Here is a 20,618-nt window from a genome sequence, read left to right as displayed (position 1 = left end):
CACTCACAGCGTGGTCTCGCCGGTGAGGCCGAAGAAGTCGTGCCACTTGACGCCGCCGGCGAACGACGTGCCGGTGGACAGGCCCACGTAGACGTCGTTCGTGGTGCCCTTCGTGAACACGATGATGTCGTCCAGCTCGTCCCCGTTGAAGTCGCCCAGGTACGGGAACTCGCCGGGCAGGCAGAAGAAGTCGTTCCACTTGACGGTCGTGCCGGCGAAGCTCGTGCCGGTGGAGACCGCGGCGTAGACGTCGGCGTCGGCGTTGCAGGTGAAGGTGACGATGTCGGCCTTGCCGTCGCCGTTGATGTCACCGACGCGGGGCAGCTCGGCGCCGACGGCGAAGAGGTCGTGCCACTTCTGCGGCGCGCCGAACGACGTGCCGTCGGACAGCGCCACGATCACGTCCGAGGCGCTCGCGGGGCCCTGCGTGAAGGTGATGATGTCGGCCTTGCCGTCGCCGTCGACGTCGCCCACGGCCGGGTGCTCGCCGGGGATCGAGAAGTACTCGTGCCACTTCACGCCCGGCCCGAAGCCGGTGCCGGTCGACAGGGCCACGTACACGTCGCCGGCCGCGTCGTGCGTGAACGTGACGATGTCGTCCTTCCCGTCGCCGTTGACGTCGCCCACCGCCGGCACCTCGGCGTTCGGCGCGAACCAGTCGTGCCACTTCGCCGCGCCCGCGAAGGCCGTGCCGGTGGACAGCGCCACGTACACGTCGCCGAGCGAGCCGCCGGTGAAGGTGACGACGTCGTCCTTGCCGTCGCCGTTGAAGTCGCCGGTCAGCAGCGTCTCGCCGGTGAGGCCGAAGAAGTCGTTCCACTTCACCGACGTACCGGTGAAGGATGTGCCGGTCGAGGTCGCGGCGTACACGTCGTTGAGCGTGCCCCGGGTGAACGTGACGATGTCGTCCTTCCCGTCGCCGTTGAAGTCGGTCGGCGACCCGGCCAGGTAGCGGTCGCCCGGACCCGAGCCCTGCCCGCAGTTGTCGCTGACCAGGAACTTCTGGTTGTACTGCCCCGGGTACGGCGCGAGCGAGGCACCGTTGATCGAGATGACCTGCCCGACGCCGTTGAACAGCTGCTCGTAGTGCAGGTGCGGGCCGGACGAGTTGCCGGTGCTGCCGGTGATGCCGATCTGCTGGCCCTGCTGCACGTACGCGCCGTCGGGCACCGAGTAGGCGCTCAGGTGGAAGTGGTACGTCGTCCAGCCGCCGCCGTGGTCGATGGAGATGTAGTTGCCGGCGCCGCCGGGCTGCGACAGCCGGTGCGCGACCCCGGCCGCCGTCGCGACCTGCGGCGTGCCGTTGGTGGTGCCGTCGGTGCGCACGAAGTCGAGCGCCTGGCGCACCTCGGCGCTGTGGTGGTCGTAGGTCCAGCGCTGACCGCAGGGGAACGGCGCCTTGAACAGCGGCGCCGCCGACGCCGGTGAGGCATCGACCAGCACGAAGGTGAGCAGGGCGGCGGCGAGCGCGGCTCGCTGGACACGGGACATACGGGGTCTCCTGACGGCCGGTCCGGCATCGGTTGATGTCAATAGCTTGCCAGGCGTGGGGAATTCCCGTAAAGAACTTGCAGCAATCGATTTCTCGGATGCGCGGCCCGGTCGGCTCAGGTGCGGTGTCCGGGTGCGGCGCCCGCGGCGCGCCGGTGGGTGGCGGCGATCAGGACGTCGACCAGCCGCACCAGGTCCGCGGCGCCGGCCGGGTCGTCGGCGCGGCGGGTGATCCGCAGCAGCGGTGCGGCCAGGTCCAGCGTGACCTGTCCGCGGTGGAGGATGTGGTACAGGCAGAGCATGGCCGCTCTGGCGTTGCCGTCCTCGAACGGGTGGAAGAACGCCACGTCGAGGTAGACGCGGGCGGCGCGGGCCGACAGCGGCACCGACGGGTCCGTCGCGTCGGCGAGGCAGGCCCGGAAGCGGGGTTCGGTGTCGGCGTGCAGCCCGTAGCGGTCCCGGCCCCGCTTCGCGTGGGCGGTGCCCGTCCGGAAGCGGGCTGTGCCCGTCCGGCGGTCCGTCCTGCTGCCTGCCCCGCGGTCCGTCCTGCTGCCTGCCCCGCTGTCCGTCCTGCTGTCCGTCCTGCTGTCCGTCCTGCTGTCCGTCCTGCTGTTCGTTCCGCCGAGGACCACGGCCTGCCAGTCGGCGAGGACCTCGAGGGGCAGGTCGGTAGCGGTCCGGGCCCGGTGCAGCGCGTCGAGCAGGCGCCGTGCCCGGTGCGGGTCGCGGTGCGCCACGGTCGTGCGGACATGGTCGGCGACGCCGTCGCGGGCGCCCCGGACGGGGCCGGGGAACGGCCGTGCCACCTCGGCCCAGCGCACCTCCTCGCGGACGCGGATCCAGTCCAGCAGGTGGTCACGCATCGCCGCGGCCGACGACCCCGGCGGCGAGCCGCCCGGCGACGTCCGTGACCAGGTCGTCCGCCGGCTCGCACCAGCTTTCGAACCGGCCGTCGATCGCCTCGCCGACGAGCGTCCCGCGCAGCGCCTCCGGTACCCCGGCGGCCGCCAGGAACCAGTGCAGCACCTGGCCGCAGAGCTCATACCACGCGTCCTCGGCGCCGGTGCTGTCCACCACGACCGTCACCAGCTGCGCCACCGCCCGCTCCCACGCCGCGAGGGCCGCCTCCCGGCCGGCGGGCAGCGGCAGGAACCCGTCGAAACGCGCGGCGAGGTCCTCCAGCCAGGCCCGCCACTCCAGCAGCGCCGCCGCGACCACGGCCAGGGTGGCGTCCGGGGTGGTCATCGAGTCGCGCGGGCAGCACCACGCGTGCACCGGCCCGCCGCCGTAGTCGCCCTCGCCGGAGGACCACCGCCAGCCGGACGCCCACGGCCCGTAGTGCTCGACGAGGGCGGTGCTCATCGCGTCGCACCACAGCCGCCCCTCCCCGTGCCCCCAGCCGATGACGGCGGGGTCGGCGGCGTGCCCCGCCCGGCGGGACGGCACCGCGGCGGCGGGCGGCAGCCCCCGGATCACCGCGGGCGCCGCCTCCCGGTCGAACGGGTGCCGGGCAGGGTCGACCTCCGGCCACGACAACGTCCACGGATACACGCGTCCAGTATGGTGCCGCCTCTTGCGGCGGCCGTGGCCGGCCGTTACGGGAACAGCGGCGCGAGTCCGTCCAGGAGGCGTTGGAGGCCGAACTCGAACAGCTCGGTGTCGTCGGGGTCCTGATCGGCGTCCATCGCGATCCCGCGCACGACGTCGGCGGCGGTCGCGGCGACCCGCGACGCGGTCTCCGCCAGCAGGCCCTGGCCCGTCATCGCGTGCGCCGCCCACTCGATGTGCGCGACCACGTGCTCGCTGAGCGGCGACGGCTCGAACGACACGATCCTCGCGAGCCAGGGGTGGCGGCGGTACATCTGCCACTGCGTGCGGCACACCAGCTCGAGCTGCGCCCGCCAGTCGCCGGCGGGCGGCTGCGGCAGCGGGTGCCCGGCGAAGATCGCGTCGGCCATCATGGTCTCGAGGCGGGCCCGGCTGCCGACGTGCTTGTGCGGCGTCATGGTGGTCACGCCGAGCCGCTCCCCGATGCGCCGCATGGAGGCGGCCGCGAGGCCGTCGGCGTCGGCCAGCTCGATCGCGGTGCGGACCACCCGCGCACGGGCCTCCGTCCCCGGTGGCGGTGGGGGCTGCCACGCCGCCGCGATGCCCGCGGCGGGCTCGGTCACCAACAGCCCGTGGATGCCGGGCACCTTCTCGACGAGGCGCTCGTCCCGCATCTGCCGCAGCGCCTTGAAGGCGATGTGCATCGAGACGTCCCACTCGCTCATGAGGTCCTTGAACGACACCACCGTGTGCGGCGGCAGCTCGCCCGTGGCGATCCGCTGGCGCAACAGCGCGGCGATGTCCGTCGCCATCAGCGCCACTGCCGCCTCCCGCCGTGTGTTGTGGCCCAACTCTAGCCGCGCCTTCGTTTCCCGTCGTCGCCTATGGCACCAGGCGCGCGAAGCCGTCGAGCAGCCGCTCCAGGCCGAACTCGAACAGCGCGGTGCCCCGCTCCACGTCCGCTGCGGGCTCCCCGTGCCGCGGCTTTCCGTGCTGCGGTTCTTCGTGCGGCGGTTCTTCGTGTTGCAGCTCGTCGTGGCGCTGCTCCTGGGCCAGGCGCATCGCGTGGCCGCGCACGAAGCTCGCGGTGGTCACGGCGACGCGCCGCGCGGTGTCCGGCGCCGCCCCCGCACCGGCCAGCGCGCGCACCGCCCACTCGGTGTGCTCGGCCACATGCGGACTGAGCAGCGGCTTCCTGAAGGACACGGCCTCGGCGAGCCACGGGTGGCGGCGGTACATCAGCAGCTGCGCGCGGCACAGCGCCTCCAGCTGCGCCCGCCAGTCCCCGCTGGGCGCCGGCGGCTCGTGCCCGGCGAAGATCGCGTCGGCCATCAGGACCTCCAGCTGGGCCCGGTCGCCGACGTGCTTGCGCACCGTCGCGAAGTCCGTGTCGAGCTCGACGGCGATGCGCCGGACGGACGTGACGGCGAGCCCGTCCGCGTCGGCCGACTCGATCGCCGTGCGCACCGCCAGCGCCAGGAACTCCGCACCCGCGGGCGAGGAACGCCGCCGCCGGGCGGGCGGCCGCCAGCCGGACGCGATCCCGGGAGCCTGCTCGGTGATCACCGGGCCCGCCCCGCCGGCGTCCTCGACGAGACCGCCCTGCCGCATCATCGCCAGCGCGCGGGCGGCGGCGCTCACCGGGAGGTCCAGCTCGCGTGCGACGCCCCGGGTCGACGGCACGGTCTCACCCGGCCGCAGCTCGCCCGCGGCGATGCGCCGGCACAGCTCAGCGACGATGCCTGCCGCCGCCTGCGCCACGCCCACCTCCCAGCCTGTACCCGGTGCGCAGAGTCTATCCCGGCGGCCGGTACGTCGTCCGCGTCCGGCGCCGGGCCTGGGTGGCGATGCCGTCAGCGCACGTCGGTGGGCAGCTCGGCGAGCAGTTGCTCGACGCGGGCCCTGATGGCGTCGCGGATCGGGCGGACGGCGTCGAGGTCCTGCCCGGCGGGGTCGTCGAGCTGCCAGTCGAGGTAGCGCTTGCCGGGGAACTGTAGTGTCCGCGGCGCCGGCGAGCCACCCCGTGGCCACGACGAGCCGCGCCACCGCGGTGAGTGTGGCCGTCTCGACGCGGTCGGCGGTGTCGGCCGGGCTGTGGTAGCCGGCCATCCCGGCGCCGACACCGACGGCGGCGAGCCCGGCGGCGGCGTAGCGGCGGTTGTCCGAGGCGACCGGCCCGGCCGCGAGGGGCAGCCCGGTGCGCCGTCCGGCCTGGTCGAGCGCCGCCAGGAGCCCGTGCACGGGGCCGCCGGCCTCGACCGCCGCCGCCCGGTCGAGGTGGCCGGCGCCGTCCACGTTGACGACGAGGGGCGCCGCCCCGGCCCGGCGCAGCCGCGCGGCGTGGCAGGCGGAGCCGAGCGCGCCGGCCTCCTCGCCGTCCAGCAGCGCCACCGACAGCCCGGCCCCGTCCGGCAGTGCCCCGGCCCCGGCGAGGACCCGGGCGGACTCCAGGACGACGGCGACGCCGCTGCCGTTGCCGGCCGCGCCCGGCTGCCGCAGCCCCGGATGGTCGCCGACCCCGTCGTAGTGCGCGGTCAGCGGCAGGTCCGGTCGCCCGGGCCCGGCGGTGCGCCAGCGGGCATGGACGTTGGCCGCCGCGGCGTCCCGGCGGCGGACCGGCGTGTTCGCCGCGAACCAGCCGCCGGGCCGGACCGCCGCGTGCGTGGCGGTGTCCAGGGTGGGGACCGGCAGCGGACCGGGGTCCGGCCCCGCGAGCATCGTGTACTGCCAGCCCTCGGCGTCCACGCGCCGGCCGACCAGCAGCCCGAGCGCGCCGTGGGCGTGACCGTAGGCGTCGGACAGGGGCATCCCCGCCAGGACCAGCAGCCGCCGGCCGGTCGGGTCGCCCGCTCCGGCGACGGCCAGGTCGCCACGCCGGGCGAGGGGCTGGTCGGCCGACGCGAGGTGCACCGCCACCTCGCGGCCGAAGCCGAGCCGGTGGTGCGCGGTGCCGTCGTGCCACTCGACGGCCGGCGCGGCGTACACCTCGGGGACGCGCGGGGCGGTGAACGGCTCGACCGTCACCGCGGCGCCGAGGTCGCGCAGGTGCCGGTCGAGCCAGGCGCGGACGGCGGCGCCACCGGCCGTGCCGACCCGCCGGCCGGTGAACGGCCTGCCGGCCAGGGTGACGACGGCCTGCCGGCCATCCGCGCGCCGGACACCGCGTCGAGGAGCGCGCCGAGCCCGTGGGCGGGCACCGGCAGGCCGGTGGTGCTCACCCTCACGGACCTCAACGCCGTCGACGCGCCGTGCTGCCCGCCGATCGCCCAGGACCGGATCCCGGCGGAGACCGCGGCCGTCCTCGCGCCCGCGTTCAAGGCCCTCGGCGACCCGGTCCGGCTGCAGCTGATGTCGATGATCGCCTCCGCCGACGGCGGGGAGATCTGCGTCTGCGACCTCACCCCGGCGTTCGACCTGTCCGGTCCGACGATCTCCCACCACCTGCGCACCCTGCGCGAGGCCGGCCTCGTCTCCGCCGACCGCCGCGGCACCTGGGTCTACTACCGCGCCCGGCCCGGCATCATGCGCCGGCTCGCCGCGCTGCTGACCGTCACCGACCCGGCCTGACACCGACCCGGCCTGACACCGACCCGGCCGGCGGCCCGGGCCGGGAGCGGGCATGCGACGGCCCGGGACGGCGGCGGACCGCCGCACGCCCCGGGCCGGTCGCGCCTCAGACGTGCGCGAGGCGGGCGGCGTCGACGGCGTCGTTCAGGCGCTGCTCCGCGTCGCGGCTCAGCGAGCTGCGCAGCATGCGGCCGCCGAGCTGGAGCGGTGCCATCTCCTGGACGACCTTGTCGACGGTGATCTGGTCGACCAGGAGGAACAGCACCGCCGAGCCCGGCTGCAGCGTGCCGGCGAGGTCCTTCATGAACGTGTCGTCCACGCCGACGTCGGCGCTCTTCCCGGCGAGCGCCCCGGCTCCCGCGCCGATCGCCATGCCGAGGAAGGGGGCGAAGAACAGCAGCCCGATCAGGCCGCCCCACATCGCGCCGCCGGCCGCGCCGATGCCGGTCGCGGACGCCGCCTGGTGCACCTTGACCTTGCCACCGGCGTTGACCTCCACCACCGCGGCGTCGCGCAGGGTGATGAGCCCCTGCCGCTGCAGGTCGATCATCTTCTCCCGGGCGGTCTTCGCGGTGGGGATGTCGCTGTACTCGATCGCGATGATCTCGCTCATGGTGGCTCCTCTCACCTGTTGTCGTGGTGTCACCTGCAACGCTCGCCACGCCGGTGCCGAACCGCCTCGCCTGCGTCGAGTGACCGGACGCGGCGTGGGCCGCCCCGCACGTCACCCGCGCCTGATGACGGCGCCCGCCCGCGCCGGGGGGAGCGTCAGACGCGAGGCGGGACGGGCTCGGGAGGTTGGTCGATGCCGGCGGACGGCAAGGGGAACAGGCCGGGGAGCGACGGCGCCGCGCGGTGGCTGGCCCGCCTGGCGCTGGTGTCGGCCGTCGCCGCGGCCGGGCTGCTCGTCGCCGCCGGCGGGCTCCGCGGCGTCGTACTGGTGGCGGTCGCGGTCGCCGGTGCGGGGGCCGGGCTCGCGGGCGTGTGGGCGGCCCTCGCGTACCGCGGCGCCCGCCGGGTGCTCGCCGGCCTGGTCGCGGTCGCGGCCCCGGTGACGGTCGTGGTCCTGTACGCCCACGCCGGGCTGCTGCTGGTGGCGCTGGTCTGCGCCGGCCTCTGGGCGCTGGCGGTCACGGCGGCCGGGGCGGCGCTGCCACGCCCGGGCACGGCCGAGCACGCCGTCGCCGCGCCGCCCCGCCACCCGTTCCTGATCATGAACCCGCGCTCGGGCGGCGGGAAGGTGGAGCGGCACGACCTCGCCGGCAAGGCCCGCGCGCTCGGGGCCGAGGTGGTGCTGCTGGAGGGGCCGCGGGAGGTCGACGTCGCGGCGCTGGCCCGGCAGGCCGTGCGGTCCGGCGCCGACCTGCTCGGTGTCGCGGGAGGCGACGGCACGCAGGCGGCGGTGGCCCGGGTGGCGGTGGAGCACGACCTGCCGTTCGTCGTGGTCGCCGCCGGCACGCGCAACCACTTCGCGATGGACCTCGGCCTCGACCGCAGGGACCCGGCCCGGTGCCTGGACGCCCTGACCGACGGGGTCGAGCTCCGGGTCGACGTGGGCTGGGCCGGGGACCGGATGTTCGTCAACAACGCCTCCTTCGGCGCCTACGCGGAGGTGGTGCAGAGCCCCGGCTACCGGCAGGACAAGGCGGCGACGGCGCTGGACATGCTGCCGGACCTGCTCGCCGGCCGCGACGGCGTCGCCCTGCGGCTGTCCACCGGCGGGACGAAGGTCACCGGCGCCCAGGCCGTCCTGGTGAGCAACAACCCGTACGCGAGCAACGACCTCGTGGGGCTGGGCCGCCGGGAGCGGCTCGACGGCGGGGCGCTCGGCGTGCTGGCGGTCACCGTCAACAACGCCGCCGACGCGGCCATGCTCGTGCGCGGCACCCGGTCGGAGCGGCTCACCCAGCTCACCGCCGGCGCGGCGGTCGTCGAGGCGGACGCGCCGTCGGTCCCGGTCGGCATCGACGGCGAGTCGGTCCTGCTGCCCACGCCGGTGCGGTGCCGCATCCAGCCCGGTGCGCTGCGGGTCCGGGTGCCGCGGTCCAGGCCGGTCCGCCGCCCCCGCCAGCGGGTCGACTGGCGCCGGCTGTGGCGGCTGGCGTTCACCACCGGCGGGGACCGGACGGCGCCCACCGCCGGCGAGGACCGGCGGTCGTGAACGGCGGGCCGCGGCGCCCGCCGCTGGTCGTCGCGCACCTGTCGGACCTGCACTTCGGGCGGCACGCGCCGGCGGTCGTGGACCCGCTCGTCGACGACGTCGCCGCGGTCGCGCCGGACCTGGTGGTCGTCACCGGCGACTGCACGATGCGGGCCCGGGACGCCGAGTTCGTCCAGGCCCGGACCTTTCTCGACCGGCTCCCGGCACCGCTGCTCGTGGTGGCCGGCAACCACGACGTGCCGCTGCTGCGCCCCAGCCGGCTCGTCGCGCCGTACGACCGGTACCGCGCCCGGCTCGAACCCGAGCTCGACCCGCGGCTGGACCTGCCGGGCATCCGGGCGCTCGGCCTGCAGTCGATGCCCCGCTGGCGGTGGAAGAGCGGCCGGGTGTCGCGCCGGCAGTCGGCGACGGTCGCCACCTTCCTCGGCGCCGCCCCCGCCGGCGCGGTCCGGCTGCTGGCGCTGCATCATCCGCCGTTCACGCGCGGCCCGGCCCGCATCGCCGGGCGGGCGGCGCTCCTGCGCGCCACCACCGCCGCCCGCGTCGATCTCGTGCTGGCCGGGCACACGCACGTGCCCGCCAGCCGCCGCCGTGACCGGCCCGCCGGCCGCGGACCGGTCGAGGTGGTGGCCGGCACGGCGACGAGCCTGCGGCTGCGGGGCGCGCCCCGCTCGTGGACCGTCATCCGGATCGACGACCGGCGGATCCACGTCGAGCACCGCGTCGAGGTCGCGGGTTCGTGGCGCACCGGCCGCACCGCCGCCTACGAGCGCTGATCAGCCGGCCGCCGCGGTGTCCGTGGCCTCGATCGTGGCACCGGCCGGCGCCGGGTGCCGGTGCCGCAGCACCAGCTTGCGGACCTCCGTGACCACGATCACCGACAGGGCGGCGACGACGCACACCAGCCACTGGGTCAGGTTGAGGCTGACGGTGTGGAGCATCCGCTGCAGCAGGCCGAGCTCGGTGGCGATGATGGTCGCGATGACCGACATGCCGCTGGTGACCAGGAACCGGCGATCGTCGAAGGTCTCCAGGGTGAACACCGAGCGCACGTCGCTGCGGACGGTGAACGACAGCGCCAGGTTGAGCAGCGAGAACGTCGTCAGGCCCATGGTGCGGGCGACGCCGGTCCCGTACGCGGGCCCGGCCCAGGCGATGACGGCCAGGGTGACCACGCCCAGCACCAGCCCGAGGAAGGCGAGCCAGAGCAGGGTGCGGTTGGGCAGCAGCGGTTCGCCGGAGCGGCGGGGCGGCCGGCGCATGAGGTCCGCGTCCTGCTTGCCGTAGCCGAGGCCGATCGCCTGGAACACCTGGGTGGTGAAGTTCACCCACAGCGTCTGCAGCGGCAGGAACGGCACGCCGGCGGCGATGTTGAAGATGCTGGCGCCGAGGAACGTGGCGATGAAGCCGATGAGGGCGCCCATCTGGAACTGGACGTAGCGCTTGAGGTTGTCGTACAGCGCCCGGCCGATCTCCACCGCCTTGACGATGGTCGCGAAGTCGTCGTCGGTGAGGATCATCGCGGCGGCCTCCTTGGAGACCTCGGTGCCGGTGATGCCCATCGCGATGCCGATGTCGGCGCGCTTCAGGGCGGGCGCGTCGTTGACGCCGTCGCCGGTCATCGCGACGATGTGGCCCTTGCGCTGCAGGATCTCCACGAGGCGGACCTTGTGCTCCGGGGTCACCCGGGCGATCACCCCGATGTCGTCGATGTCGCGGCTCAGCTGGTCGTCGCTCATCGCGCCGAACTCGGCGCCGGTGATCGCGCGGCCGTCGATGCCGAGCTGCCCGGCGATGGCGGCGGCGGTGACGGCGTGGTCGCCGGTGATCATGCGGACCCGCATGCCGGCGGCCTTCGCCGTGGCGATCGCGGCCTTCGCCTGCGGGCGGGGCGGGTCGACGATGCCGACGAGGGCGAGCAGGGTCAGCTCGTCGAGGGTCTCCAGCAGCGCGGCCTGCGGGTCGAAGCCGGCCGCGGGGAAGTCCTTGCGGGCCGTGGCCATGACCCGCAGGCCCTGCGCGGCGAGCCGCTCGTTCTCGGCCAGGTAACGCCCGCGCAGCTCGTCGTCCAGCGGGCTGGGCGTCAGGCCGGGCCAGAGCACCGTGGCCGCCCGGGCCAGCAGCTGGTCCGGGGCGCCCTTCACGTAGGCGCGCACCACGTCGGTGCCGGCGTCGTCGGTCATCCGGTGGAACGTCGCCATCAGCTTGTACGCGGCGTCGAACGGCACCTCCGCCAGGCGCGGGTACCGCTGCCGCGTCGACACCACGTCGACGTGGCCCTTCTCGGCGAGCACGACCAGCGCACCCTCGGTGGGATCGCCGATCAGCTCGCCGTCACGCACCACGGCGTCGCCGGCGAGGGCCATCGGCAGCAGGAACGGCTCCAGCGGCACGTCCGGCTGGCCGGCGGTGTGCCGGATGTCGCCCTCGATGCCGTAGCCGCTGCCCGACACGGCGTACCGGCGGCCGGGGATCGTCAGTTCGACGGCGGTCATCTGGTTCAGCGTCAGCGTGCCGGTCTTGTCGGAGTTGACGGCGGAGGTCGACCCGAGGGTCTCGGTGGACCGCAGCCGCTTGACGATCGCGTTGGACCGGGCGAGCAGCTGGGTCCCCATCGACAGGATCGTGGTGACGACCGCGGGGAGGCCGGTCGGGATGGCCGAGACGGCGAAGGCGACGGCGGCGAGGAACACCACGTCGAACGCGTTGCCGCGGGACAGGTTCAGCGCGATCGACAGCGCCAGCGCGACGCCGGCGACGATGAGGATCTGGTTGGTCAGCCGCGACAGCTGGCGGGTCAGCGGGGTCTCGGCGTCCTGGGCCGTCTGCAGCATCCCGGAGATGTGCCCGACCTCGGTCGCCATCCCGGTCGCGGTGACCACGAACTCGGCGGTGCCGCGGGTGACGTTCGTGTTCATGTACACCATGTCGACCCGGTCGCCCAGCGCCGCCTCGGTCCCGGCCACGGACTCGGCGTCCTTGGCGACCGGGACGCTCTCACCGGTCAGCGCGGACTCGTCGATCTCAAGGCCGGCGGACCTGACCAGGCGCCCGTCGGCCGGCACGAGGTCACCGGCCTCGACCAGCACCACGTCGCCCGGCACCAGGTCCTCCGCGGCGACCTCGGTCAGCTGCGCGTCGCGGCGGACCTTCGCCTTGACGATCATCATCTTCTGCAGCGCGCTGACCGCCGCCGCGGCCTTGCCCTCCTGCCGCAGCCCGAGGGCCGCGTTGAACAGGGTGAGCAGCAGCAGGAGCAGCCCCGTGCCGAGCTGCCGCAGCGGGTACAGGCTGCCGATCCCGGCGCACAGCAGGACGATCTGCATCGGGTCGGCGTACTGCCGGCCGAACGCGCGCCACCACGACTCCTTGCGCGACCCGGCCAGCCGGTTCGGACCGTAGGTGGCACGACGCGCCGCCACCTCGCCGTCCGACAGGCCGGAGCGCGGTTCGACGTGCTCCACCGCGAGGGTGTCCGTGACTGACAGCGCGTGGAAGGCCGGCGCTTCCGCCTCCCTGGTCGGCATCGTGACCATGAACGTGTCGCCTCCTGAGGTCCGCGTGACGATCCGGCGGGGGAGGCCCTGAATACCCATTCGGCGGCCGTTGATCCCTGAAGGACGAGGACGGTGCCGAGATCCGGTCAGCGCGCGGATCCGGGGTCCGACGGCGATCCGGTGCGGTGGTCGTGGGTGTACGCGTCGAGCCGGTCGAGCAGCGCGGGGTCGGCCCGTTCGTCGGGGGTCGCGGACCGGCGGCGCGCGTCGAGCTCGGCGGTGCGCAGGGTGAGGGTGATGGTGAGCCCGCCGCCGGGGGTGTTCTCGGGTTCGAGGCTGCCGCCCATGGCCTCGGCGAGGCCGCGGGACAGGGCGAGGCCGAGGCCGACGCCGGTGGTGTTGTCGCGGTCGCCGAGCCGCTGGAACGGCTGGAAGATCCGGTCCCGGTCGGCGGCGGGCACGCCGGGCCCGTGGTCGACGACGCGGACCTCGACCAGGCCGGCGTGCTCGCTGACGGTGATCAGCGGCGGCCGGTCGGCGGGGCTGTGGCGCAGGGCGTTGGCGAGGACGTTGACGAGGATGCGCTCCAGCAGCGCCGGGTCGGCGTGGATCTCGGGCAGCTCGTCGGGGACGATGACCCGGACGCCGGCGGCGGCGTCGCCGAGGTCGTCGATGCCGCGGGGGATCGCCTCACCCACGCTGATCGCCCGCGGGTGCATGCCGAGCGCCCCGGCCTGCAGCCGGCTCATGTCGAGGAGGTTCTCGACCAGGCGGTTGAGCTTGTCCAGGGACTCCTCGGCGGTGGCGAGCAGCTCCTCGCGGTCCTCGGCGGAGAACTCGACGTCGGGGCTGCGGAGGCTGCCGACGGCGGCCTTGGCGGCGGCGAGCGGGGTGCGCAGGTCGTGGCTGACCGCGGACAGCAGCGCGGTGCGCAGCCGGTCGACCTCGGCGAGGTTCCCGGCCGCGGCGGCCTGCTCCGCCAGCCGCTGCTGGCGCAGCGCGATGGCGGCGTGCGCGGCGAACGCCTCGACCAGGCGCCGGTCCGCCGCGGCGAGGATGGGGCCGCGCAGCACCAGCGACAGGTCCTCGTCGATCGGCACCTCGGACTGCCCGTCGGCCGGCGACGTGCACGGCTGCCCGCCGACGGTGGCGGCGATCTGCCACGCGCCCTTGTCGCCGCGCGGCTCGGGCCCGGCGTCCTCGCCGGTGCGGCGCTGCAGCAGGGTGACGCTGGTGAGGCCGAACGCCTCACGGACCCGTTCGAGCAGCGCCGGCAGCGGCCGGTCGCCGTGCAGGACGCCGCCGGCGAGCGTGGACAGGGTCTGTGCCTCGGCGCGGGCCTGCGCCGCCTCCCTGGTGCGCCTGGCGGCGAGGTCGACGACGGTGGAGACGGCGGCGGCGACGAGGACGAACGCGAGCAGCGCGAACAGGTTCTCGCGCTCGGCGACGGTGAACCGGTGCAGCGGCGGCGTGAAGTAGTAGTTGAGCAGCAGGAAGCTGCCGACGGCGGCGAGCAGCGCCGGCCACAGGCCGCCGACGAGGGCGACGGCGACGGTCAGGATGAGGAACGCGAGGATGTCGCTGGGCAGCGAGATGTCCGCCTGGACCGCGGTGAGGCCCACGGTCAGCAGCGGCAGGCCGAGCCCGGCGAGCGCGACGCCGGCCAGGCGCCGCCGCAGGGTGAGCCCGCCGGGACCGCCGTGGCGGAGCCGGCCGCGCCGCGCCTGCTCGTGGGTGACGAGGTGGACGTCGATCGAGCCCGACCCGGCGGTGGTGGTCACGCCGACGCCGGGGGAGAGCACCTGGGCGAAGCGGTTGCGCCGGCTGGCGCCGAGGACGAGCTGGGTGGCGTTGACGCCGCGGGCGAAGTCGAGCAGCGCGGCGGGCACGTCGTTGCCGACGACCTGGTGGTAGGTGCCGCCGAGGGTCTCCACCAGGACGCGTTGCCGGGCGAGGTTCGCGGGGTCCGCCCCGGCGAGCCCGTCGCCGCGGATGACGTGGACGGCGAGGAGGTCGGCGGCCTTGGTACGGGCGGCGACCCGGGCCGCCCGCCGGATGAGGGTGTCGCCCTCCGGGCCGCCGGTGAGGGCGACGACGACCCGTTCGCGGGCCTCCCACGTGGCGTCGATGTGGTGCTCGGCCCGGTACCGGTCGAGCTGGTCGTCGACCTTGTCGGCGAGCCACAGCAGGGCCAGCTCGCGCAGGGCGGTGAGGTTGCCGACGCGGAAGTAGTTGCCCAGGGCCGCGTCGACCTTCTCCGGGCGGTAGATGTTGCCGTGCGCCATGCGGCGGCGCAGCGCCTCGGGGGTCATGTCGACGAGCTCGATCTGCTCGGCGCGGCGCACGACGGCGTCGGGGACGGTCTCGCGCTGCGGGACGCCGGTGATCTGCTGGACGACGTCGTTGAGCGACTCGAGGTGCTGGATGTTGACCGTGGTCAGCACGGTGATGCCGGCGTCGAGGAGCGTCTCGATGTCCTGGAAGCGTTTGGCGTGCCCGCCGCCCGGGACGTTGGTGTGGGCGAGCTCGTCGACGACGGCGACCTCCGGGCGGGCGGCCAGGACCGCGTCGAGGTCCATCTCGGTGAACTCGGCGCCGCGGTAGGCCACCGCCCTGCGCGGGATCACCCGCAGGCCGGTGAGCATCGCCTCGGTGAAGGGCCGGCCGTGGGTCTCGACGAACCCGACGACGACGTCGGTGCCGCGCTGCTGCCGGCGGTGGCCCTCTTCGAGCATCTTGTAGGTCTTGCCGACGCCGGGTGCGGCGCCGAGGTACACCCGCAGTTGTCCGCGCGCCATGCTCGCACCGTTCTTTCTGTAGGTGGCCTTCTGTAGGTTGCCGACCCGCCGCCGGGTGGGCGGCGGGCCGGCACGGGTCAGCCGCGGACGGGGTGCGCGGCGTCGAGCGCCAGGTTCAGTTGTAGGACGTCGACGCGGGGCTCGCCGACGAACCCGAGCACCCGCCCGGTGGTGTACCTGTCGACCAGCCGCTGCGTGTCCGCCGGCGACATGCCGCGGGCGGCCGCGACCCGGTTCACCTGGAGCCGGGCGTAGGCGACGCTGATGTGCGGGTCGAGTCCACTGCCACTGGCGGTGACCGCGTCGGCTGGCACGGCCGGGCGGTCCGGTGCGCCGCCGCGGACCGGGGTGACGACGCCCTTGCTGTAGTCCTCGCCGGGCACGGCGAGCTCGACCGCGACCCCGTCGTAGGTGGCGACGAACGGCGCGTCGGGGCCCGTCTCGTTGAGGCTGACGACGCGGGTCACCGGGCCGGTGGCGCCGTCGCGGTGGAACACGGCGAGGACCGCGCCGACCCCGCCGGGAGTGCAGTAGGGCCGGCCGCCGTCGACACCTTCGAGCTCGCCGGCGGCCTTGCTGCGGGCGCACACCTGGGTGAGCAGGCTCGGCTTGCCGCCTTCGCCGAGGGCGTCGACGACGTTCTCCGGCCCGAGGTTGCTCGCCGACGTCGACGTGGGGTCGTAGCCGTTGCCGGCCGCGGACGGCCGGGACTGGAAGTACTGCCTGAGCGGGCGGCCGTCCGCGTCGGTGTACGACTGGCCGATGAGGCGGCTGCCGACGGTCTTGCCGTCCTTGGCGACGAGCGAGCCGTCGGCCCGGCCGGACAGTCCCGGGATCCGGCCGACGCCGACCATGAGCAGCGGGTAGACGACGCCGAGCAGGACGGTGAGGACGAGCAGCGCGCGCAGGGCGGCGAGGTGCTGGCTGAGCCAGGCTGGGAGGCGCATCAGGAGATCCCCGGAATCCAGGCGATGAGCAGGTCGATGAGCTTGATGCCGATGAACGGGACGATGACGCCGCCGGCGCCGTACACGAGCAGGTTGCGGCGCAGCATCGACGCGGCGGAACCCGGCCGGTACCGCACCCCGCGCAGCGCGAGCGGGATGAGGGCGACGATGACGACGGCGTTGAAGATGACCGCGGACACGATCGCCGACGTCGGCGAGTCGAGGCGCATGATGTTGAGCCGGTCGAGGCCGGGGTAGATCGCGGCGAACATGGCCGGGATGATCGCGAAGTACTTGGCGATGTCGTTGGCGATCGAGAACGTGGTGAGGGCGCCGCGGGTGATGAGCAGCTGCTTGCCGATCTCGACGATCTCGATGAGCTTCGTCGGGTCGGAGTCGAGGTCGACCATGTTGCCGGCTTCCTTGGCGGCGCTGGTGCCGGTGTTCATGGCGACGCCGACGTCGGCCTGGGCGAGCGCCGGGGCGTCGTTGGTGCCGTCGCCGGTCATCGCGACGAGCTTGCCGCCCTCCTGCTCGCGTTTGATGAGCGCCATCTTGTCCTCGGGGGTGGCCTCGGCGAGGTAGTCGTCGACGCCGGCCTCCTCGGCGATCGCCTTGGCTGTCAGCGGGTTGTCGCCGGTGATCATGACGGTGCGGATGCCCATGCGGCGCATCGCGTCGAACCGCTCCCGCATGCCCTGCTTGACGACGTCCTTGAGGTGGATGACGCCGAGGGCGCGGGCGGGCCCGTCGCCGGTGCGTTCGGCGACGACGAGCGGCGTGCCGCCGGACGCGGAGACCGCGTCGACGATCGCGCCGACGTCGCTGGTCGGGTGCCCGCCGTTGTCCCGGACCCACCGCATGACGGCCGCGGCGGCGCCCTTGCGGATCTGCCGGTCGCCGTCGACGTCGACCCCGGACATCCGGGTCTGCGCGGTGAACGGCACCCAGACGGCGCCGCCGAGCTCCCCGGCGGTGCGTTCCCGGAGCCCGTGCGCGGTCTTGGCGTGCACCACGACGCTGCGGCCCTCGGGCGTCTCGTCGGCGAGGCTGGACAGCTGCGCGGCGTCGGCCAGCTCCTGGTCGGTGACGCCGGCGGCGGGGAGGAACGCGGCGGCCTGCCGGTTGCCGAGGGTGATGGTGCCGGTCTTGTCCAGTAGCAGCGTGTTGACGTCGCCGGCGGCCTCGACGGCGCGGCCGGACATGGCCAGGACGTTGCGTTGCACGAGCCGGTCCATGCCGGCGATGCCGATCGCGGACAGCAGCGCCCCGATCGTGGTCGGGATGAGGCAGACGAGCAGCGACACGAGGACGATGCCGGTGACGCCGTCGCCGTTCAGGGCGAGGCTGTCGGGCGCGAACGCCTGCACGCCCTTGGAGTAGATGGCGAGGGGCTGCAGGGTCGCGACGGCGAGCAGGAAGATGATGGTCAGCGAGGCGAGGAGGATGTTGAGGGCGATCTCGTTCGGGGTCTTCTGCCGGTTGGCGCCCTCGACGAGGGCGATCATCCGGTCGATGAAGCTCTCGCCCGGCTTCTGGGTGATCCGCACGACGATCCGGTCGGAGAGCACCCTGGTGCCGCCGGTGACGGCGCTGCGGTCGCCGCCGGACTCGCGGATGACGGGCGCGGACTCGCCGGTGATCGCGGACTCGTCGACGGAGGCGATGCCCTCGATGACGTCGCCGTCGCCCGGGATGATCTGGCCCGCCTCGACGACCACGACGTCACCCTGCCGCAGTTCGCTCGCGCTTCTCGTCGTGCCGTCGCGCAGGTGCGCCACGGTGTCCTGCTTCGCCCGGCGCAGCGTCTCGGCCTGCGCCTTGCCGCGGCCCTCGGCGACGGCCTCGGCGAGGTTCGCGAACACCACCGTCAGCCACAGCCAGGCGGTGATGAGCCAGGCGAAGACGCTCGGGTGCAGGACGGCGAGGACGGTGGTGAAGACCGAGCCGATCTCGACGATGAACATGACCGGGTTGCGCCACAGCGTGGCCGGGTTGAGCTTGCGCAGGGCGTCCGGGGTGGACTTCCACAGCTGCCGGGGGTCGAGCAGCCCGCCGGCGACGGTCTGGGTGGTCATCGGATGCCTTCCGCGAGCGGGCCGAGCGCGAGGGCCGGCAGGTAGGTGAGGAGCACGACGATGACCGTGACCGCGACGACCATGCCGATGAAGAGGGGTTGGTACGTCCTGAGCGTCCCGGCCGACTGCGGCACGGGGGTCTGCCGGGCGAGGGAGCCGGCGAGGCCGAGGACGAGGATGATCGGCAGGAACCGGCCGAGGAGCATGCACAGCCCGAGGGCGGTGTTGTAGAACGTGGTGTTGACGGAGATGCCGGCGAACGCGGAGCCGTTGTTGTTCGACGCGGACGTGAACGCGTAGAGCACCTCGGACAGGCCGTGGGCGCCGGGGTTGGCCATCGACGCCCGCGCGGTCGCCGAGCCCATCGCGACGGCCGTGCCGACGAGGACCAGCGCCGGCGTGGTCAGCAGGTAGAGCGACGCGAACTTGATCTCGCGGGCGCCGATCTTCTTGCCCAGGTACTCCGGGGTCCGGCCGACCATCAGCCCGGCGACGAACACGGTGACGACGGCGAGGATGAGCATGCCGTACAGGCCGGAGCCGACACCGCCTGGCGCCACCTCGCCGAGCATCATGTTGAGCATCGTCACCATGCCGCCGAGCGACGTGTACGAGTCGTGGAACGAGTTGACCGCGCCCGTCGACGTGAGCGTGGTGACGGCGGCGAAGGTCGCCGACTGCGACACCCCGAAGCGGGTCTCGGTGCCTTCCGTCGCCGCACCGACCGCGGTGGGGACCGTCCCGCCGTGCGCGAGCTGCAGGGCGTTGATCGCGATGACGCTGCCGATCGCGAGGATCGCCATGATGCCCGCGATCGCGAGTCCCTGCCGCCTGTCGCCGACCATGCGGCCGAAGGTGCGGGGGAGGCTGAACGGGATGAGCAGGATCAGGAACAGCTCGATCCAGTTCGTCCAGCCGGTCGGGTTCTCGAACGGGTGGGCGCTGTTGGCGTTGTAGAAGCCGCCGCCGTTGGTGCCGAGCTCCTTGATGACCTCCTGGCTGGCGACCGGTCCGCCGGTGATGGTCTGGCTGCCGCCGGTCAGCGTGGTGACGTCGGTGCCGCCGCTGAGGTTCTGCACCACGCCGCCGGCGATGAGCACGACCGCGGCGACCGCGGCGACCGGCAGCAGGATCCGCACGCAGATGCGGACCAGGTCGACCCAGAAGTTGCCGAGCTGCTCGGTCCTGGACCGGGCGAACCCGCGGACGAGGGCGACCGCGACGGCGACGCCGACGGCGGCGGAGGTGAAGTTCTGCACGGCGAGCCCGGCCATCTGCACCAGGTGACCCATCGTCGACTCGCCCGAGTACGACTGCCAGTTGGTGTTGGTGACGAAGCTGACCGCCGTGTTCCACGCCTGGTCGGGCTTGACCGGGTCGAAGCCCAGCGACAGCCACAGGTGGTTCTGGACCCGTTGGAACAGGTACAGGGCCAGGATCGAGACGGCGGAGAACGCCAGGACGCTGCGGGCGTACACGCCCCAGGACTGCTCGCCGTCGGGGTTCACGCCGACGGCCCGGTAGACGAGCCGTTCGGCGCGGGTGTGCCGGGCCGAGGTCACCGACCGGTACATGTGGTCACCGAACGGCTTGTACACCAGCACCAGGGCGAGGATCAGCGAGGCGATGAAGACGACGCCCGCTCCCGCGGTGCCCATCAGAACCGCTCCGGGAAGAGCAGGGCCGTCACCAGGAACGCGGTCAGGGCGACCGCGAGGACGAGACCGACGAGGTTCTCGGCGTTCACAGCCGCTCCACCGCCCGCACCACCAGGCCGAGGACCGCGAACAACGCGATCGTCAGCAGCACGAACCACAGGTCAGCCACGAGGGATCTCCTCCTTGATTCCACTTCGCGCGGCCGACGTCCGGCCGCATCCGAAGTGAAGCCCCGGCGGCATGCCCTGCCCAGATGCGTTGATGCGATCCATACGCCGCGACCGCGTCCTTGACGGTTTCTTAACGCCCGCCCGAGCTCGGCCCCGGCCCCGCGGCCGTCCCGGGCGGCGTCACCGCGGGGTGAGCGTCGTGCGCCGCAGCCGCTGTACCCCGAGGTACGTCGCCGTGACGAGCAGCCCGACGTAGACGTCGTTCTCGAACCACCCGAACGTCGTCTGCTGCCGCGGCCCGAACGTCGTCGGGTAGTAGAAGACGGAGATCGCCAGCAGCGCCGTGAGGTAGGCGAGCACCGCCGCCTGCGCCGCGCGCCCGGTCCGCCGGGCCAGCACCGCCGCCCCGAACCCGACGACGTAGAACGCCCACGCGAGCGGGGTGGTCACGGTGAACGTGGGGTCCTCGATGCCTTCGACGCTCGCGTAGACGGTGTGCCCCGCCGACAGCGTGAAGGCCGCGACGAGCACGTTGGACATGTGGCGGCCGTACGGTGCCGTCCGCCTCCCGCTCGCGGTGCCGGTGCCGGTGCCGGTGGCGGTGGCGGTGTTGGTGGCGGTGGCCGGTGTCGTGGTCATGGTCTGTCCTCTCGTCGTGAGGGCGGGGATGCCGTCGGCTCCCAGCCTCGGGCCGCGCCGGGCG

Annotated in this window: 16 protein-coding genes; 3 read left to right on the top strand and 13 right to left on the bottom strand. The window is 73.9% G+C overall.

What is annotated here, in order from left to right:
• Positions 1-3 precede the first annotated feature (3 nt).
• The 5 genes from ACQEVZ_RS56360 to ACQEVZ_RS56340 all read right to left on the bottom strand — a co-directional run bounded on the left by ACQEVZ_RS56360 (position 4) and on the right by ACQEVZ_RS56340 (position 6,063).
• On the bottom strand, positions 4-1,491 hold the full coding sequence (locus ACQEVZ_RS56360) for an FG-GAP-like repeat-containing protein (RefSeq protein ID WP_433384399.1): 1,488 nt from the start codon (positions 1,489-1,491) through the stop codon (positions 4-6).
• A gap of 116 nt (positions 1,492-1,607) precedes the next feature.
• Positions 1,608-2,354, bottom strand: coding sequence for a Fic family protein (locus ACQEVZ_RS56355; protein WP_433384396.1), 747 nt, complete (start codon positions 2,352-2,354; stop codon positions 1,608-1,610).
• Positions 2,347-3,042 (bottom strand): hypothetical protein, encoded by a 696-nt coding sequence (locus tag ACQEVZ_RS56350; protein WP_344502025.1) that lies wholly within the window; start codon positions 3,040-3,042, stop codon positions 2,347-2,349. Before ACQEVZ_RS56350 ends, ACQEVZ_RS56355 begins: the two co-directional genes overlap by 8 nt.
• 44 nt (positions 3,043-3,086) lie before the next feature.
• On the bottom strand, positions 3,087-3,851 hold the full coding sequence (locus ACQEVZ_RS56345; protein ID WP_433384393.1) for a TetR/AcrR family transcriptional regulator C-terminal domain-containing protein: 765 nt from the start codon (positions 3,849-3,851) through the stop codon (positions 3,087-3,089).
• A gap of 70 nt (positions 3,852-3,921) precedes the next feature.
• Complete coding sequence (locus ACQEVZ_RS56340; RefSeq protein WP_433384390.1) at positions 3,922-6,063, bottom strand: M28 family peptidase; 2,142 nt, start codon at positions 6,061-6,063, stop codon at positions 3,922-3,924.
• A gap of 183 nt (positions 6,064-6,246) precedes the next feature.
• On the opposite strand from ACQEVZ_RS56340, the gene ACQEVZ_RS56335 reads away from it, so the two are divergent.
• Positions 6,247-6,606 (top strand): ArsR/SmtB family transcription factor, encoded by a 360-nt coding sequence (locus tag ACQEVZ_RS56335; protein ID WP_433386190.1) that lies wholly within the window; start codon positions 6,247-6,249, stop codon positions 6,604-6,606.
• Between the two features lie 106 nt (positions 6,607-6,712).
• Here ACQEVZ_RS56335 and ACQEVZ_RS56330 read toward each other — a convergent pair whose 3' ends face one another.
• On the bottom strand, positions 6,713-7,219 hold the full coding sequence (locus ACQEVZ_RS56330; protein WP_354891116.1) for a DUF1269 domain-containing protein: 507 nt from the start codon (positions 7,217-7,219) through the stop codon (positions 6,713-6,715).
• Between the two features lie 192 nt (positions 7,220-7,411).
• On the opposite strand from ACQEVZ_RS56330, the gene ACQEVZ_RS56325 reads away from it, so the two are divergent.
• Both ACQEVZ_RS56325 and ACQEVZ_RS56320 read left to right on the top strand, forming a co-directional pair.
• Complete coding sequence (locus ACQEVZ_RS56325) at positions 7,412-8,767, top strand: diacylglycerol/lipid kinase family protein (RefSeq protein WP_433384386.1); 1,356 nt, start codon at positions 7,412-7,414, stop codon at positions 8,765-8,767.
• Complete coding sequence (locus ACQEVZ_RS56320) at positions 8,764-9,543, top strand: metallophosphoesterase family protein (RefSeq protein WP_433384383.1); 780 nt, start codon at positions 8,764-8,766, stop codon at positions 9,541-9,543. The genes ACQEVZ_RS56325 and ACQEVZ_RS56320 overlap by 4 nt, the downstream gene beginning before the upstream one ends.
• Here the strand turns inward: ACQEVZ_RS56320 and ACQEVZ_RS56315 are convergent, their stop codons facing one another.
• The 7 genes from ACQEVZ_RS56315 to ACQEVZ_RS56285 all read right to left on the bottom strand — a co-directional run bounded on the left by ACQEVZ_RS56315 (position 9,544) and on the right by ACQEVZ_RS56285 (position 20,554).
• Positions 9,544-12,303: a cation-translocating P-type ATPase gene (locus tag ACQEVZ_RS56315; RefSeq protein WP_433384380.1), complete on the bottom strand. Its 2,760-nt coding sequence runs from the start codon at positions 12,301-12,303 to the stop codon at positions 9,544-9,546.
• Between the two features lie 107 nt (positions 12,304-12,410).
• Complete coding sequence (locus ACQEVZ_RS56310) at positions 12,411-15,062, bottom strand: ATP-binding protein (protein ID WP_433384377.1); 2,652 nt, start codon at positions 15,060-15,062, stop codon at positions 12,411-12,413.
• 77 nt (positions 15,063-15,139) lie between these two features.
• Positions 15,140-16,009: a potassium-transporting ATPase subunit C gene (locus ACQEVZ_RS56305; RefSeq protein ID WP_433384374.1), complete on the bottom strand. Its 870-nt coding sequence runs from the start codon at positions 16,007-16,009 to the stop codon at positions 15,140-15,142.
• The gene (kdpB, locus tag ACQEVZ_RS56300) at positions 16,009-18,087 is read right to left on the bottom strand and encodes a potassium-transporting ATPase subunit KdpB (protein WP_344502036.1); all 2,079 of its coding nucleotides are present in this window, start codon (positions 18,085-18,087) and stop codon (positions 16,009-16,011) included. The genes ACQEVZ_RS56305 and kdpB overlap by 1 nt, the downstream gene beginning before the upstream one ends.
• A complete protein-coding gene (gene kdpA / locus ACQEVZ_RS56295; RefSeq protein WP_433384370.1) occupies positions 18,084-19,745 on the bottom strand; it encodes a potassium-transporting ATPase subunit KdpA in 1,662 nt (553 codons plus the stop codon). Before kdpA ends, kdpB begins: the two co-directional genes overlap by 4 nt.
• Positions 19,745-19,834 carry a K(+)-transporting ATPase subunit F gene (gene kdpF, locus ACQEVZ_RS56290; RefSeq protein ID WP_344502038.1) on the bottom strand — a complete coding sequence of 30 codons (90 nt, stop codon included), beginning with the start codon at positions 19,832-19,834 and terminating at the stop codon, positions 19,745-19,747. Before kdpF ends, kdpA begins: the two co-directional genes overlap by 1 nt.
• Before the next feature lie 261 nt (positions 19,835-20,095).
• A complete protein-coding gene (locus ACQEVZ_RS56285; protein ID WP_433384367.1) occupies positions 20,096-20,554 on the bottom strand; it encodes a hypothetical protein in 459 nt (152 codons plus the stop codon).
• Positions 20,555-20,618: the final 64 nt, after the last annotated feature.

The organism is Dactylosporangium sp. CA-152071 (assembly GCF_050936335.1).
GTDB lineage: Bacteria > Actinomycetota > Actinomycetes > Mycobacteriales > Micromonosporaceae > Dactylosporangium > Dactylosporangium maewongense.
Note: the sequence above shows the minus strand (reverse complement) of the source record. Positions and strands in the feature narration are given on the sequence as shown.

Coding starts and splice junctions, on each gene's coding strand:
- ACQEVZ_RS56360 (WP_433384399.1), bottom strand. CDS start 1,491: ATGTCCCGTGTCCAGCGAGCCGCGCTCGCCGCCGCCCTGCTCACCTTC.
- ACQEVZ_RS56355 (WP_433384396.1), bottom strand. CDS start 2,354: ATGCGTGACCACCTGCTGGACTGGATCCGCGTCCGCGAGGAGGTGCGC.
- ACQEVZ_RS56345 (WP_433384393.1), bottom strand. CDS start 3,851: ATGGCGACGGACATCGCCGCGCTGTTGCGCCAGCGGATCGCCACGGGC.
- ACQEVZ_RS56330 (WP_354891116.1), bottom strand. CDS start 7,219: ATGAGCGAGATCATCGCGATCGAGTACAGCGACATCCCCACCGCGAAG.
- ACQEVZ_RS56325 (WP_433384386.1), top strand. CDS start 7,412: ATGCCGGCGGACGGCAAGGGGAACAGGCCGGGGAGCGACGGCGCCGCG.
- ACQEVZ_RS56315 (WP_433384380.1), bottom strand. CDS start 12,303: ATGGTCACGATGCCGACCAGGGAGGCGGAAGCGCCGGCCTTCCACGCG.
- ACQEVZ_RS56310 (WP_433384377.1), bottom strand. CDS start 15,062: ATGGCGCGCGGACAACTGCGGGTGTACCTCGGCGCCGCACCCGGCGTC.
- ACQEVZ_RS56305 (WP_433384374.1), bottom strand. CDS start 16,009: ATGCGCCTCCCAGCCTGGCTCAGCCAGCACCTCGCCGCCCTGCGCGCG.
- kdpB (WP_344502036.1), bottom strand. CDS start 18,087: ATGACCACCCAGACCGTCGCCGGCGGGCTGCTCGACCCCCGGCAGCTG.
- kdpA (WP_433384370.1), bottom strand. CDS start 19,745: ATGGGCACCGCGGGAGCGGGCGTCGTCTTCATCGCCTCGCTGATCCTC.
- ACQEVZ_RS56285 (WP_433384367.1), bottom strand. CDS start 20,554: ATGACCACGACACCGGCCACCGCCACCAACACCGCCACCGCCACCGGC.